Raw genomic sequence first — 14,582 nt, forward strand, 5'->3', positions numbered from 1 at the left:
CGCGCTTACAGCATCGGGGTTTGTGCCGGAACGGCAAGGGCATCGTTCTCGACCACGTGCACCTTGGTATCGTTGCTCAGGCGAACCTGACCCGACAGCACGATTTGATCGCCAGCCTTGATGCCGGACAGCACATGGACATCGTTGCCGCGACGCTCACCTGCCTTGACCACCACCTGCTTGGCGCGTTTCACGCCGTCAGCCTCGTGAATGACGTAGACGTTCTCGCCATAGAGGGTGAAGGAGATGGCGGACTGCGGGATCACGATCTGGTCTTTCACCGTGGGCAGTATGATGCTGGCGCGGGCGAACATGCCGGAACGGAGCTGGCCGTCGTTGTTCGGAATGTCTGCCTGCACCTGGATCAGGCCGCTCTGATAGTTGACCGCGGGCTCGATGGCCGTGATCTGGCCGTCAAACTGGGTCTGGGGATAGGCATCCACGTTGATCTTGATGGTCTGTCCCAGGGTGATTTTGGAGATGTCGGTCTGGGGCACGGTGAAGCGCAGGCGCATCACGCTGGTGTCTTCGAGGCGCACAATCTGGGTACCCGGTTCCAGATACTGGCCGAGGAAGACGTTGCGCAGGCCCACGGCGCCGCTGAAGGGGGCACGCACCTCACGACGGGCGATGGTGGCCTTCAGACTGTCGATGTCCGCCTCCAGGGAGCGGTAGCTTGCCTCGGCATCATCCAGCTGGTCCCGGGAGATGGAGTTCTTCTGATAGAGGTTCTTGTAGCGCTCGAACTTGGCCCTGGCTGCCGGCAGTCTGGCCTGGGAGGAGTTCAGATTGGCTTTTTCCACACTGGAGTCCAGGCTCAGCAGCAGTTGATCCGCTTTGACATGTGCCCCGGATTCGAACCGGATGCTGTCGATGGTGCCTGACAGCTCGCTGGAGAGGGTGACCCCCTGGTTCGGCTCGATGAAGCCGATGGCTTCAATGGTGGGGACCCAGTCCTGCGCCTTGGTGACCATGGCGGTGACCGGGAACTCAGGCTCGGGCCGATTGGCCATGAACTCTGCAATCTTCTTCTGCTTGAACATATTGAAGCCGATGACACTGCCAAACAGGGCGAGTGCTATCAGCAACATGATGGCCATCCACTTTTTCATGAACAGGCTCCTGTGATGGAAACATTAGGGTTTAAAATGGCATTCCAGCTGGCCCGGATGACCGTCTCCAGCTGTTCCTGCGTCAATTCGAAATCGTGAACCCGGCGCTGCTGTGCCAGGTTGGCCACGCAATCCAGACTCAATGCTTGCAACACCAGAATGGGGAGATCGATGAAGAGTCCCTGTTGGCGTCCTTGCTCAAAGAAGCGCTCAAGTGGCGCCCACGTCGCCATTATGACCGGATCCCGCTCCAATTCAGCCCCCAATGGAGAACTTTCGTACTGCAATTTGCACTTGAGTGCATTGGGGTAGCTGGTGAAGATGGCATCGATGTTGAGCCAGAGGCGCCGATACTGCTCATAGGACACCTCTTCTATCTGCACACCTTCCATGACCAGGGGATGAAACTTGAGGATAGTGTGCTGATAGAGCTGGCGGATCAGGTCATCCTTGTCGCTGAAATAGCGATAGATGGTGCCTGCCGCCACCTTGGCTTTCTTGGCGACCACGGCAATGGAAAGGCCGTAGAAGCCCTGCTCGCCGAGGATCTCGTGAGCTGCTTCGAAAATGCGTTCTTTCTTATCCATGGTTATCAGAGGTCAACGACTGAATGAACGTTCATTCATTCTAGGTGGGCGCAAAGGCAAGTCAAGCATTGCCCATCATCTTTGACCCTATGGGGTGAGGGATTCAAAAAGTAGTGGGGAATTGCTGGATCCAGCCTGAACAAAACAAAAATAGTTGAAAAGGGTCGGAAGTGATTGAAAAACAGGCACTTGATTCTTTGTGTCAAAAAAAGAGTAGACAAGGTCGGCATCATCATCAATAATGCGCCCCGTTCGACAGCGTAGCGCCCGTAGCTCAGCTGGATAGAGCGCTGCCCTCCGGAGGCAGAGGTCACAGGTTCGAATCCTGTCGGGCGCACCATCAAAAGTGCGCCGGTTAAACGGGCGTGTTGAAGAACGAAAACAGCTGTGGTGGCTGTAGCTCAGTTGGTAGAGTCCCGGATTGTGATTCCGGTTGTCGTGGGTTCGAGCCCCATCAGCCACCCCATTTTACAGCTTGTCAGGTACGCGAAGGTGGCGGAATTGGTAGACGCGCTAGCTTCAGGTGTTAGTGCCCCCCGGGTGTGAGGGTTCGAGTCCCTCTCTTCGCACCATACTTGCTGTATGACGAGGATGACCAGATGGTCATCTTTGTGTTTTTGGAATACCCCCTCGGTGATTAGCGCAGCCCGGTAGCGCATCTGGTTTGGGACCAGAGGGTCAAAGGTTCGAATCCTTTATCACCGACCACATTTGAAAACCCCGCTCAGGCGGGGTTTTTGCTTTTTGGCATTTCTCTTTCGCTTTTTCCTGTCACGTCTTTTTACACTTCTTCAGGCGCCTGTTCGCCACGAGTTCGCTATGCTGGGGCCCGGAGCCGCGAGACAGGGGACGCTCGGGCACGGACCAGATACAAGGCCTATGCATCACCATATCACTTCTCTTCAACTCTCCGTGCTGGCCATGGCCGCACTGCTGCTAGGCGGCTGCGCCCTGCAGCCAAAACCGGAAGATCTTCTGATGGGCGCCGCCCCCAAGCCAAAGGCCGAACTCGAGGCCACCTTGGTGACCAGTGGTGGCTTCTGCGTGACCCTGAGCGAGCAGGGCCGTCTGCTGACTCAGCCCTGCGATCAGCAATCGAACCAGTCATTCAGCTGGGATGTCGGTGCCCTGCAACTGGCCGGGGATTGCCTGGTCGCCAAAGGGGAGGATGGTCTGGGGATGGAGGCGTGCCGGGAGGAGAGCCATCAATGGCTGTGGCAGGGGGATCGTCTGTTCAATCGGCAGGTGTCGCTGTGCCTGGATGTGGCGGGTCGCCGTCACAAGCCCGCCGTCCCCCTGCGCCTCGCCGAATGCTATGGCGGCGCCAACCAGAGTTTTGAGTGGACGCCATCCGGCACGCTGTTGAACCGTCTGGTGCGCCCGGCTCTGGCGTGGTGACAAGAGGGCGAGAAGCAAAAAGGGTGGCCCATGTGGCCACCCTTTTTCTATCCGCGACGGGGATGCCTTATCAGCGGGTCTGGGAGGCGAACAGTTTCTCCAGATAGACGGCAACGCCATCTTCATCGGAAGTGAGGGTCTGTTCATGCTCTGGCAGGGCCTGCTTGAGGCGATCGTGGGCGTTGCCCATGACCACGCCACGGCCCACCATGCTCAGCATCTCGAAGTCGTTCATGCCATCGCCGAAGGCCACTGCCTGGGACATCTCCAGCCCGTGCTGCTCCAGCACGGCGCGCACGGCATTGCCCTTGTGCACGCCGGCGTGCATCACCTCGAGGCAGTCAGGCAGGGAGAAGGTGACGTTGATCCGATCACCATATTGCTGGTTGAGGTGCGCCTCTATCTTCAGCAGCTTGTCGTGGTCGCCGATGTAGAACACCTTGTTGACCCTGTCCTTCGGGTGGTTGGCCAGATCCGCCAGGCGGTAGCTGAAGCCGGAGTCGTGATGGAACTGCAGCAACCAGGGCAGCTCCTCTTCCACCAGCCACTCGTCGCCGTAGTAGACGTTGATGTGGATGGACGGGTCGCGTTCCATGGCGATCAGCTCGGCCGCCACCGTGCTCGGCAGCGCCTGGTTGTAGACCAGCTGGTCCTGCTTGTCGTGCACCACGGCGCCGTTGGAGGTAATGAGGTAGATATCCAGCCCCAGCGCATCGCGGATGCTGCGCACATCCACATGGTGACGGCCGGTGGCGACCACGAACTTGACGCCCTGATCGACCAGACGGTGCAGGGTATCCCGGGTGCGGGAGGAGATCTGGTGCTGCCCGTTGAGCAGGGTACCATCGAGATCGGACACAACTACCTTGAACATCATTACCTCGACTTCAATTGAACGCCGGGGGAGTGTACCCCAGCGTCTGCCGTCACCCCATTTATTTAGGGATCCAAAAAATAACCAGCCCCTTCTGGTCGCGTCAGTAGCGTGCGAAGAAGGCCAGGGTTGCATTGAGCGCGGCCTGGCGCTGGGGATCCGCCTCTATGAAGAGCTCGTGCCAGGCCCCTTCGATGCGCAGCGGCTTGCTCCCATCACATTGGGCCTTGGCGCAGAAGGCCTCCTGGGCGGCGTTGTCCACCACGCTGTCCTCACCGGCCTGCAGCAGCAGCAGCGGCGTCTTGATGGTGCCGGCGTCGGCCACGGCCGCGTCCGATCCTGTGATGGCCTGATGGATCCAGTGGGCGGTGGCGCCCCCCAGCCTGACCTGGGGATGCTGTTCGTAGATCTGGCGGAAGGCCTGATAACGCGCCGTGCTGTGGGTCAGCTCGTTGTCGGCAAAGCCGTGATCTTCATAGGGTCCCTGACCCGGGCCGTAGGGGGGCTCGCCCACCCAGCCGCCGACCGTGCCGATGGTGGCCGCCAACCCCTTGGCCAGCCACTTGGGCAGGCCGCCGAGGTTGATGCCCATCATGGGGGAGGAGAGCACCGCCGCCTGGATGTCGTTCGGCCAGCGTTCCAGATAGCGGGCCGAGATGGCCCCCCCCATGGAGTGGGCCAGCAGGAACAGCTTGGCGGGTTGGTCCTGGGCGATCACTTCGTCATGAAACTGTTTGAGATCGGCGACATAGTCGTCGAACTGGTCGACATACCCCTTCTCTTTGTCGGCCAGCATGCGGTCTGACATTCCCTGGCCGCGATGATCGATGAGGTAGAGGCTGTAACCCTGGCGCCAGAGATCCCAGGCCAGCTCCTGATACTTGAGGTAGCTCTCGACCCGGCCGTTGACGATGAGGATGGCGCGATCGATCTTGGGCTGGCGCAGGGCGGCATAGCGGAGGGTGACCCCGTCCTTGCCCTGGAACTCCCCCTCGACGGCATGCTGGCGCCAGAAGTCGGGCAGGGTCTGCTGATAGAGGGCGGGAACGTCGGCTTCAGTGGTCAGCTGGTAAGGATTGCTCACGGCAAGGGCTCCGGCGGAAAACAGGGTCAGGGCCAGCAGGGCGGGCGACATCAGCTTCATGATGCCGACTCTTGCTGCCAGTGCTGGTAAAGCCCCTCGATGTCGCCCGAGCAGAGCAGCGGCATGGCCGCCTGCAGGCGCGGCAGCGGCCAGTTCCACCACCGCATCTCCTGCAGCAGGGCAATCTGCTCATCGCTGAAGCGGCGACGGATCGGCTTGGCCGGGTTGCCGCCGACTATGGTGTAGGGCTCCACATCCCGGGTGACCACGGCGCGGGTGGCGATGACGGCGCCATCGCCTATGGTGATGCCGGGCATGATCATGGCTTCCGAGCCGATCCAGACATCATTGCCGACCCGGGTATCCCCCTTGCGCTGGAAGCCGCTCTGTACCCCCTCGCCAAAGGTGCCCGGATCGAACGGGAAGGTGGAGACCCACTCCATGCGATGGCCCTGATTGCCGGCCAGCAGGAAGGTGGCACCCGAGCCGATGGAGCAGAACTTGCCGATGAGCAGGCGATCCACCTCACCCCAGATGCCGCTCTCCCAGGTCTCCCGGGTCGAGCCGTCACCCAGCAGGTAGCGCACGCAGTGATCCTCGAACGGCTTGCCATGGTAGTAGCCGGAGTAGTAGCTGTAGTCGCCAGCCTCGATATTGGGGTTGCTGAGATGATCCCGTATTACCTGGGACTCCAGCCAGCTGCCAAAGGGACTATTCATTATTATTGCTCCTGTAATTGCTCATCTTGCTGTGCAGCCCAGCCTTTGCGGGTCAGCTGCATCTGCTGCCACCACTGCTCGTCAGCCAGGATCTCACCGGCCGGGCCGAGCTGGGGATAGGGCATCTCTTTCTCCTTGCAGAGCTGGGCATAGACGGGATAGCCCCCCTCGAACAAGATGGTGTTCTGTTCTTCGGGCGTGAGCGGGCAGCCGCGCTGATAACAGCCGGCCAGCTCGCGCTGGCGCTGGGCCTCGTAGAGGATGGCGGCGGCGGCCACCGAGACGTTGAGGGACTGCACCATGCCCACCATGGGGATGACGATATGGTGATCGGCCAGGGCCAGCGCCTCTTCGCCGATGCCGTGCTTCTCCTGGCCCACCAGGATGGCGGTGGGTCTGGTGTAGTCGATGGCGCGAAAGTCCACGGAGCTGTCGGAGAGGTGGGTCGCCAGGATCTGCATGCCGGAAGCTTTGAGTTCGGTCACTGCACTGCCGATGTCCGGGTGCAGCTTCACGTCCACCCAGTTCTGGCTGCCGCGGGCGGTGCCCTTGCGCTTGTGGATCCAGCTCTTGGGCCAGACTGCGTGCACCCGGTGGATGCCGATGGCATCGGCGGTGCGCACGATGGCGGCCAGGTTGTGAGGTTTATGAACCTCTTCCATGCAGACGGTCAGGTCGAGCTGGCGCTGGGCCAGCATGTCGGAAATGCGTTTGAAGCGTTCAGGAGTCATGTCGGTTTCTATGTCGTGAGGCCGGTGCATGCAACAAGACTGGTGGCTTGCGGCATGGGGCCCTGGGTATCTCTTGAAAAGCAGCAGGCGGCTTGCGCCGCCTGTGTTCAGTTTTTCTGTCGGCTCACCCTGAGCACGTTGGGCATGACCCGGATCTTGCGCATGATGTTGGCGAGGTGGATCCGGCTCTTGGTGGTGATGAGCAGGGTGACCACATAGACCCGGCCATCTTTCTCCTCGGTGCTGATGGCGTGGATGTTGGCGCCGGTGGCGGCAATCACGTTGGCCAGCTCCGCCAGGGCGCCCTGGTGGTTGACGATCTCGATGCTGATGCCGGTGCGGAATTCCTGCTCCTGCTCCTTGTCCACCTCCCACTGCACCGGCAGGTATTTGTCCGGTTCGCGGCTGTAGCCCTTGATGTTGCGGCAGGACTCCTGGTGGATCACCAGTCCCTTGCCCGGGCTGATGTGGGCGATGATGGCATCCCCCGGAATGGGGCGGCAGCAGTTGGCGAAGGTGACCAGCATGCCGTCGGCGCCCTTGATCGGCATCTTTTTACTGGTGGATTTGGGCTGCTCTTCCGGCGGCAGCTCATCCCCGAGCATGCGGCGGGCCACCATGACGCTCATGGCGTTGCCAAGGCCCACGTCGGCCAGCAGCCCCTGCAGGTTCTCGTGTTTGGTATCGGCCAGCACCTGCTTGACGCGGGCTTCCGGGATGTCTTCGATGTTCTTGGCGCCGAGGGCATGGTTGAGCAGGCGGCGGCCCAGCACCACGGACTCTTCGGTGCGCAGGTTCTTGAGGAACTGACGTATCTTGGAGCGTGCCTTGGTGGTCACCACGAAGTTGAGCCAGGCCGCGTTCGGGCGGGCGCCGGGGGCCGTGATGATCTCCACAGTCTGACCGGAGTGCAGCGGGCTGCTCAGCGGATAGGGGTGGCGGTCGACCCGGGAACCGACGCAGGCGTGACCGATGTCGGTGTGCACCGTGTAGGCGAAGTCCACCGGGGTGGCGCCGGCGGGCAGCTCCATGATGCGGCCCTCCGGTGTGAAGACGTAGATCTCGTCGGGGAAGAGGTCGGTCTTGACCCCCTCGATGAACTCGAAGGAGCTGCCGGCGCTCTGTTGCAGCTCCAGCAGGCTCTGCATCCAGCGCTGGGCGCGGATCTGGGCCGTGGTGCCCGAGCTGTCCCCATCCTGCTTGTAGGCCCAGTGGGCGGCGACGCCCTTGTCGGCCATCTGGTCCATGAACTCGGTGCGGATCTGCACCTCCACCGGTACCCCGTGGGGGCCCACCAGGGAGGTGTGCAGGGACTGGTAGCCGTTGGTCTTGGGGATGGCGATGTAATCCTTGAAGCGACCGGGGCGCGGCTTGTAGAGGCTGTGCATCTGCCCAAGCACCCGGTAGCAGGTGTCTATGTCTTTCACTCTCACTCTGAAAGCATAGATATCCATCACTTCGTGGAATTGCAGTTCTTTCTTCTCCATCTTGTTGTAGATGGAGAACAGGTTTTTCTCGCGTCCGCTTACCTGGGCATCGATACCGGCTTCCCGCAGACGCCCCTCAATCTCGCTCTGGATGGAGTCGATAATCTCGCGCCGGTTGCCACGGGCGCGGCGTACCGATTCCCGCAGTACCCGGGAGCGCATGGGGTAGAGCGCCTCGAAGCCGAGCTCTTCCAGCTCGTTCTTCATGGTGTGAATACCGAGGCGGTTGGCGATGGGGGCGAAAATCTCGAGGGTTTCCCGGGCAATGCGGCGGCGCTTGTCCGGTCGCAAGGAGCCGAGGGTACGCATGTTGTGAGTGCGGTCGGCCAGCTTGATCAGGATGACCCGGATGTCCTGGGTCATGGCCATCATCATCTTGCGGAAGTTCTCGACCTGGGCTTCCTTGCGATCGCGGAACTTCAGCTTGTCGAGCTTGGAGACACCGGAGACCAGCTCGGCGACGGCGTTGCCAAACTGCTCGGCAAGATCGTCCTTGGTGACAGGGGTATCTTCGATGACGTCGTGCAGCACGGCAGCCATCAGGGTCTCGTGATCGAGGCGCATGTCGCCCAGGATGCGGGCCACGGCAACGGGATGAGTGATGTAGGGTTCACCACTGGAACGCATCTGTCCCTGGTGAGCATCACGGGCTACCACATAGGCTTGCCTGAGCTTCTCAACCTGCTCGGGTGGCAGGTAGGAACTGGCTATTTCTTTAAGATTTTCAAATAAATACAAGACAGTCCCCGCAGCGGTTAAACGGCAATCCGTGAAATTGAGGGTATGCCCTCGAGTTTGCGAGGTTTTCGAGCGGTTGTAAATGGGGAGAACAGCCGGCACCCGGGCGGGCGCCGACTATGGGAAGCGACTGACTTAGCCGCGACCTTCTGCGATGGCAGCAACGGCAGCCAGCTCGGCGGCTTCCTGCTCTTGCTGCTCGTAGCGGTCCTGAGTATCCATCACCTGGTTGTTGACCAGACCCAGTTCGATCTCGCGCAGGGCGATCACGGTCGGCTTGTCGTTCTCTTCGTCGACCAGGGGATCCTTGCCTTGTACCGCGATTTGACGAGCGCGGCGCGCGGCGACCAGCACCAGGTCAAAACGGTTACCTACCTGTTTTACAGCATCTTCTACAGTAACGCGGGCCATGCGGGACTCCAGTGTTTGGGCTTTCTGTGATTGAAAAAGCAGTGTTTAAAAATGACGCAAAAGTTTACTTGTTTTTGGCTTACTCTGCCAGTAGCTGTTTCAGCAAGTTTTGCTGGGCCTGCTGTTGCTGACGCATTTCCAGGCGCTGGCACTCGATGACGGCCCTGAGCTGGAACAGTGCCAGCTCAAAGTCTTCATTGATGATGACATAGTCATACTCGTCATAGTGCACCATTTCGGCAATGGCTTTCTCCATCCGGCCCTTGATCACCTCGGCGCTGTCCTGGCCGCGGCCGATCAGGCGGCGCTCCAGCTCCTCGCGGCTGGGAGGCAGGATGAAGATGGACTTGGTCGGCATCTGTTCGCGGATCTGGCGGGCACCCTGCCAGTCGATGTCAAGGAAGACGTCGATGCCCTGCGCCAGGCAGGCCTCGATGGCGGCGCGGGAAGTGCCGTAGTAGTTGCCGAAGACTTCTGCCCACTCCAGAAAGTCACCGCGCTCGATCAGCGCCTTGAACTCTTCCACCTTGACAAAGTGGTAGTGCACCCCGTGCTCTTCACCGGGACGGGTGGCGCGCGTGGTATGGGAGACCGACAGCTGCATCTTGCCGGCGGCGTTGTGCTGGGTCAGCAAGGCATTGAGCAGACTGGACTTACCGGCCCCGCTCGGGGAAGAGATGATGTAGAGAGTGCCTTGTTGCGCCATGTCTGTACCTTTAAGCGATGATCCGCGCTTTGGTTGTAGCAGAGGCCGCCGTCTTGTGCCCGATAAGGGAGACGGTTGCTCGCAATGCGCGGAGGAATCAGAGTCAGGAGGATGTAAAGGCGGCGAATGTTAGCAGATGGGGGCGGATAAAAAAACGGCCGGAATCATATTCCAGCCGATCAAAATATCCGTAGCTTGCTGTGCGGGCGTTACCCGCATAGAGGGCCATTCTGCCCACGGAGCCGGGGCCGGGCCATCAGATTATCCCTGCGCCAGGGCTCGGAATTTCCGAGTTGCCCTGGGTCGGTAGAAGATGCTTGTCGGTACAGAGGCGCTCGAAGGCGGCGATGACCCGCTCGCGGCTTATCTTGGCCATGGCGTCCGGATCCTTGAGGCGGGTGCGCCAGCCGAGCTCGGCCAGCGGCTTGCCGGTCTCCTGCTCAATCAGTTCCTGATAGACGCTGACCAGATAATCCCGGCACAGATAGGGGCCGGTACGCTCCGGGTTGTGGTGGGCGTAGAGGCCGATCACGGGTGTCCCCACCAGGGTGGCCATGTGGGCAGGGCCGGTATCCGGGGCCAGCACCAGGCTCGCCTCGCCAATCAGCGCCAGCAATTGCTTGAGGCTGGTTTGCCCCACCAAATCTGCCGGCTTGCTCTGGCTGAGGCGCTGGATCTCGGCGGCGAGATCCCGCTCCAGCCTGGCCGGTCCGCCGCACAGATAGACCTGAAAGCCCTTGTCTGCGGCGTGATCCGCCAGCGCGGCGTAGCCGGCGGCAGTCCAATTCTTGAATGCCTTGCTGGCAGCGGCGCAGATGAGCAGGGTCGGCTTGCCGCCAATTATCTCCTTCGCCCAGGCCTGGTGCTCGGCGCTGATGGGCAGTTGCCAGTCCGGGGTCAGATCCTTTATCCCGAGCTCTTTGGCGAAGGCGAGAAAGCCGTCCAGCACGTGGGGGGAGGCGGGTGAGGGGACCCGATGGTTGGTGAACAACCACTGACCGTCGCTGGCGCGCTCCCGATCAAACCCGAGTTTGACCTTGGCCTTGATGCCGAGGGTGGCGATGCTGGCGCGCATGGCGGCCTGCAGGTGGAGCAGGGCATCGAACCTGCGCCCCTTGAGGGTCTGCCAGAGATCGCGATAGCCGCGCCACCCCTTGCTCTTGTCGAAGGGAATGACCTCGACCCCCGGCAGATCGGCGAACAGGGTCGCCTCAATCTTGCCGGTGATCCAGGTGATGCGGGTCTGGGGCCACTCCCGCTGGATGACGCGTACCAGCGCCAGCGCGTGGCAGCAATCTCCGATGGCGGAGAGCCGCAGGATGCAGATGGAGGAGGGCGGCGTTTGGAACAGCGGCATGATGTGGCGCAACGATGGCAAAATGGATGGATGGCATTATGCAAACTCCCCTGTGGATTGTAAAATTGCGCCGGTTGCCCGACCGGCACGGCTTTCTGAATGGATGCCCTGCACCCACTTTCGACCGGAATTCTCATCATGCTGACACACACCACCCACAACCAGGTCTGCTGGTATGCCGACGGAGTCTTCCGCGATCCTTCCCCTGCCTTGTTCGATCCTGTCTGGTGGCAGACCCATCGCCAGGTGGTGGGTTCTTCCATCGGCCGCGGGGTGACCTGGTTCGTGAAGGATGAATCCCGCCACTTGGTGCTGCGTCACTACTACCGTGGCGGCATGGTGGGCAAGCTGGTGCGTGACCGGTTCTGGTTTGAGGGGGTGGAGAGCAGCCGGGCCATGGCTGAATATCGTCTGCTGGCGACCTTGAGTGAACAGGGGCTGCCGGTGCCGCGCCCCTTTGCGGCCCGCATGGTCAAGCAGGGGCCCTTCTATCGGGCCGACATCCTGATCGAGCGCATTCGCGGCGCCAAGGATCTGGTGGCCCTGCTCAAGCAGGGGCCGATCGCCGGTGAGGTGTGGCACAAGATAGGCAAAACGGTGCGCCAGTTGCACGATGCAGGGGTCTATCATGCGGATCTCAACAGCCACAACCTGCTGCTCGACAAGGAGGGCAAGGTGTGGGTGATCGACTTCGACAAAGGAGCCATCCGCTCCCCCGGCAACTGGCAGCAGGCCAACCTGGAGCGGTTGCTGCGCTCCTTCAACAAGGAGTCGCAACTGCACACCAGCTTCCACTTCGTGCCGGAAAACTGGCAGGCCCTGATGGCAGGCTATCAGGGCAAGGTGGCGTGACGTCGGGTCCCACTTCGTAGCTGGAGGCTGGCAAGCCCTGATGGCGGACCACCAGAGGCGAGAGGTGCGAGGCCAGCGATGCTGGCGCGGTTGCTCGGCGCCAGCACCAATGTTACTTATTGAGTGTGATTGCTTGGACAGATATTCAGATCCGGTTTCGAGGCGCGTGATGGAAAGGTATGAGACTCCCGGGGTTGAGGTCACCACTCCCCTTGAGGTGACGCTGATGGCACAGGCCATGGCGATGTTGGAGGCCGGGATCTGGACCTGGTCGGCCGGGCAGGGTCTGAGGCGGGACCCTTCCTGTCTGCAACTGCTGGGTCTGGAGGGGGGCGAGCTGGGGGATCTCGGCTGGCTGGATCGGGTACATCCGGATGATGCTCCCCGTCTGGCAGAGGCCCTGGAGGCCTGCCAGCAAGGGCGCAGCAACGGATTTCGACTCGAGTACCGCATCCTGCACCATCAGGGCCATTACATCCGGCTGGAGGAGCGGGTCCGTCGCGACGAAGGGGGTCAACTGCTGGGGGTGGTTCGCCATCTGGATGCCGCCATGGCGCCCCTGGAGGATCGCCACGACACGGATCCCCTCACCGGCCTCGAGAGCCGCAGCCACTTCGAGTTGCTGCTGGATGAACGGCTGGCCAGCGAGAGCGGCAGTTTCTGTCTGCTGCAGTTCAGCGTGGATCACCGCAGCAAGATCCTGCAGTTGTTCGGGGAGGCGGCCTGCGACGCCATGCTGGCCAAGCTGGCCCGCATCGTGCGCCGCGAGCTGCGTCGGGAAGATCCCTTCGCCCGTTGGGACGAAGACGGCTTCATCCTGATGCTCTCCCAGACCGATCGGTTGAGCGGCCTGGAGATTGCAGAGCGGCTGCGTCTTGAGATCGCCGACGCCAGCCTGCTGCCCCAGCGTCCGGTGACCGTGAGCATCGGCCTGGTGCAGAGCCAGAGTGCCGAGCAGCTCGATCACCTGCTGGCCCGGTTGGCCTCCTGCCACGGTCAGGCGAAGCGGGAACACAACGCCGTGGTCGGCTGACGGCCAGTCACTGTCCGCGAACCCATTGACGCCGATGGACCCATCAGCGTCAATGATTTTCAGTCAGCGCTCACTGACCTGCTGACGCTGGCAGACCCAGAGGGAAGCCAGCATCAGCAGGGCGCCCAGACCGAGCCTGAGCAGGTCGGTATCCTTTCCCCAGAGCACCAGATTGACCAGCAGACCCGCGGGGATCAAGGCGTTGTTCATGATGGCCAGCACGCCGCTGCTGACCAGGGTCGCCCCCTTGTTCCACAGGAAGTAGCCGAGCCCGGATGCCCCGACCCCCAGCCAGAAGAGGATGCCCCATTGCAGGGGGCTGGTGGGATATTGAGGTTTGCCCAGCAGCCACCAGGCGGGCAGGGCGATCACCAGGGCGCCTAGATAGAAGCAGCCGAACACCGCCAGCTGGGGCGGCTGCTCAGCCTCCCGGGCCAGCAGCACCTTGTAGCCTACCTGGCCCAGGGCGAAGCAGACGTTGGCGCCCTGCACCACCAGGAATCCCAGTACATAGCTTTCGGTCAGGCCGTCGAAACGGATGACGGCCGCCCCCAGCACCGCCAGCAGGGCCCCCCACAGATAGACAGGCTTGAAGCGCCCTTCCAGCAGGTCGTGGATCAAGGTGACATAGATGGGGGTGAAGATGGTGAACACCAGCACTTCCGGTACCGTCAAGAGCAGGAAGGAGTGGTAGTAGAAGAGATACATGATGCCGAGCTGGATGGCACCGAGGGCCATCAGCTTGGCCACCAGATCGGGGCGCAGCCAGCGACGGCGCAGGAAGGGCAGAAACACCAGGCTGGCGAGCACGATGCGGGTCAGTACCGAGAAGTAGGCATCCACCTGACCGGCAAGGTAGACCCCGATCAGGCTGAAGGAGAAGGACCAGAGCAGGGTAACCCCTATCAAGTAGTTCATGTGATTGAATTGTCGTCAGTTGTCAATTTGGAGGGCGCTATGATGGCCGAGTTGGAAGGCGCGATCCAGCGTTTATGGGAAGGGTTGTCACAGATCGGAGCATTTGCCTTCGAGGCGAGCAACGGGGTCGGATCCGCCACCGACTGGTGCGGTCGCGGGGAGGGTGCCGTGGTGGTGACCGATCACCATGGGGGGTGGCTGTATGCCGAGACGGGTCGCTACACCACGCCCCATGGCCGGGAGCTGACCATGCACAACCGCTTCTGGTGGCAGCGCACCGCACGGGGGATCATGCTCTCCCACCTGCGCTACGAGCAGCCGGTGATGCTGTTCGAGCTGTTGCCCAGGGGGGACGGGCACTGGGTCACGGCCGAGCCTCACCTGTGCGGGCAGGATCACTACAGCGCCGAGCTGACCGAAACCGGCGGGGGCTTCCTGCTCGCCTGGCAGATAACGGGGCCGCGCAAGAACGAGCGATTGAGTTATCGCTACGGACCAGAGGCGCAGAGATAAAAAAACCGGCGCAGGGCGCCGGTAGAGGGGACAAATCGGAGGTTTTGTTAAAACGGTCCCAA

15 protein-coding genes and 4 tRNA genes are annotated in these 14,582 nt (G+C 61.4%); 8 read left to right on the forward strand and 11 right to left on the reverse strand.

What is annotated here, in order from left to right:
* Nucleotides 1–5: 5 nt before the first annotated feature.
* Both BN1120_RS11185 and BN1120_RS11190 read right to left on the reverse strand, forming a co-directional pair.
* Nucleotides 6–1,112, reverse strand: a complete 1,107-nt coding sequence (locus tag BN1120_RS11185) for an efflux RND transporter periplasmic adaptor subunit (protein WP_039040661.1) — start codon at nt 1,110–1,112, stop codon at nt 6–8.
* On the reverse strand, nt 1,109–1,699 hold the full coding sequence (locus BN1120_RS11190) for a TetR/AcrR family transcriptional regulator (protein WP_042016162.1): 591 nt from the start codon (nt 1,697–1,699) through the stop codon (nt 1,109–1,111). Before BN1120_RS11190 ends, BN1120_RS11185 begins: the two co-directional genes overlap by 4 nt.
* 263 nt (nt 1,700–1,962) lie before the next feature.
* On the opposite strand from BN1120_RS11190, the gene BN1120_RS11195 reads away from it, so the two are divergent.
* From BN1120_RS11195 to BN1120_RS11215, 5 genes are all read left to right on the forward strand, one after another.
* Nucleotides 1,963–2,039, forward strand: a tRNA-Arg gene (locus BN1120_RS11195).
* 50 nt (nt 2,040–2,089) lie between these two features.
* Nucleotides 2,090–2,165 (forward strand) — tRNA-His (locus BN1120_RS11200).
* Nucleotides 2,166–2,185: 20 nt separating this feature from the next.
* A tRNA-Leu gene (locus BN1120_RS11205) sits at nt 2,186–2,271 on the forward strand.
* A 59-nt stretch (nt 2,272–2,330) separates the two neighbouring features.
* A tRNA-Pro gene (locus BN1120_RS11210) sits at nt 2,331–2,407 on the forward strand.
* Nucleotides 2,408–2,578: 171 nt separating this feature from the next.
* On the forward strand, nt 2,579–3,097 hold the full coding sequence (locus tag BN1120_RS11215) for an RICIN domain-containing protein (RefSeq protein WP_041214197.1): 519 nt from the start codon (nt 2,579–2,581) through the stop codon (nt 3,095–3,097).
* 70 nt (nt 3,098–3,167) lie between these two features.
* On the opposite strand, the gene BN1120_RS11220 is transcribed toward BN1120_RS11215, so the two are convergent.
* The 8 genes from BN1120_RS11220 to BN1120_RS11255 form a co-directional block, all read right to left on the reverse strand.
* The gene (locus tag BN1120_RS11220; protein WP_042016195.1) at nt 3,168–3,971 is read right to left on the reverse strand and encodes a Cof-type HAD-IIB family hydrolase; all 804 of its coding nucleotides are present in this window, start codon (nt 3,969–3,971) and stop codon (nt 3,168–3,170) included.
* A 103-nt stretch (nt 3,972–4,074) separates the two neighbouring features.
* Nucleotides 4,075–5,115: an alpha/beta fold hydrolase gene (locus BN1120_RS11225; RefSeq protein WP_042016163.1), complete on the reverse strand. Its 1,041-nt coding sequence runs from the start codon at nt 5,113–5,115 to the stop codon at nt 4,075–4,077.
* Nucleotides 5,112–5,774 (reverse strand): CatB-related O-acetyltransferase, encoded by a 663-nt coding sequence (locus tag BN1120_RS11230; RefSeq protein ID WP_042016165.1) that lies wholly within the window; start codon nt 5,772–5,774, stop codon nt 5,112–5,114. Before BN1120_RS11230 ends, BN1120_RS11225 begins: the two co-directional genes overlap by 4 nt.
* Before the next feature lie 2 nt (nt 5,775–5,776).
* Nucleotides 5,777–6,505 (reverse strand): tRNA (guanosine(18)-2'-O)-methyltransferase TrmH, encoded by a 729-nt coding sequence (gene trmH, locus BN1120_RS11235; RefSeq protein ID WP_042016168.1) that lies wholly within the window; start codon nt 6,503–6,505, stop codon nt 5,777–5,779.
* A 107-nt stretch (nt 6,506–6,612) separates the two neighbouring features.
* Nucleotides 6,613–8,730 carry a bifunctional GTP diphosphokinase/guanosine-3',5'-bis pyrophosphate 3'-pyrophosphohydrolase gene (spoT, locus tag BN1120_RS11240; protein ID WP_039040667.1) on the reverse strand — a complete coding sequence of 706 codons (2,118 nt, stop codon included), beginning with the start codon at nt 8,728–8,730 and terminating at the stop codon, nt 6,613–6,615.
* 135 nt (nt 8,731–8,865) lie between these two features.
* Complete coding sequence (gene rpoZ, locus BN1120_RS11245; protein WP_005307060.1) at nt 8,866–9,141, reverse strand: DNA-directed RNA polymerase subunit omega; 276 nt, start codon at nt 9,139–9,141, stop codon at nt 8,866–8,868.
* 79 nt (nt 9,142–9,220) lie between these two features.
* The gene (gmk, locus tag BN1120_RS11250) at nt 9,221–9,847 is read right to left on the reverse strand and encodes a guanylate kinase (RefSeq protein ID WP_039040668.1); all 627 of its coding nucleotides are present in this window, start codon (nt 9,845–9,847) and stop codon (nt 9,221–9,223) included.
* A gap of 256 nt (nt 9,848–10,103) precedes the next feature.
* Nucleotides 10,104–11,204 (reverse strand): glycosyltransferase family 9 protein, encoded by a 1,101-nt coding sequence (locus BN1120_RS11255; protein WP_042016196.1) that lies wholly within the window; start codon nt 11,202–11,204, stop codon nt 10,104–10,106.
* A gap of 138 nt (nt 11,205–11,342) precedes the next feature.
* Between BN1120_RS11255 and BN1120_RS11260 the strand changes: the two genes are divergently transcribed.
* Both BN1120_RS11260 and BN1120_RS11265 read left to right on the forward strand, forming a co-directional pair.
* Nucleotides 11,343–12,056 (forward strand): 3-deoxy-D-manno-octulosonic acid kinase, encoded by a 714-nt coding sequence (locus tag BN1120_RS11260; protein ID WP_010672321.1) that lies wholly within the window; start codon nt 11,343–11,345, stop codon nt 12,054–12,056.
* A gap of 169 nt (nt 12,057–12,225) precedes the next feature.
* The gene (locus BN1120_RS11265; RefSeq protein ID WP_042016170.1) at nt 12,226–13,089 is read left to right on the forward strand and encodes a GGDEF domain-containing protein; all 864 of its coding nucleotides are present in this window, start codon (nt 12,226–12,228) and stop codon (nt 13,087–13,089) included.
* Nucleotides 13,090–13,152: 63 nt separating this feature from the next.
* Here the strand turns inward: BN1120_RS11265 and BN1120_RS11270 are convergent, their stop codons facing one another.
* Complete coding sequence (locus BN1120_RS11270) at nt 13,153–14,007, reverse strand: DMT family transporter (protein ID WP_042016171.1); 855 nt, start codon at nt 14,005–14,007, stop codon at nt 13,153–13,155.
* A 42-nt stretch (nt 14,008–14,049) separates the two neighbouring features.
* Here BN1120_RS11270 and BN1120_RS11275 point away from each other — a divergent pair, with 42 nt between their 5' ends.
* A complete protein-coding gene (locus BN1120_RS11275; RefSeq protein WP_041215799.1) occupies nt 14,050–14,520 on the forward strand; it encodes a DUF6314 family protein in 471 nt (156 codons plus the stop codon).
* Nucleotides 14,521–14,582: the final 62 nt, after the last annotated feature.

Origin of the sequence: Aeromonas caviae (assembly GCF_000819785.1) — a bacterium.
GTDB lineage: Bacteria > Pseudomonadota > Gammaproteobacteria > Enterobacterales > Aeromonadaceae > Aeromonas > Aeromonas caviae.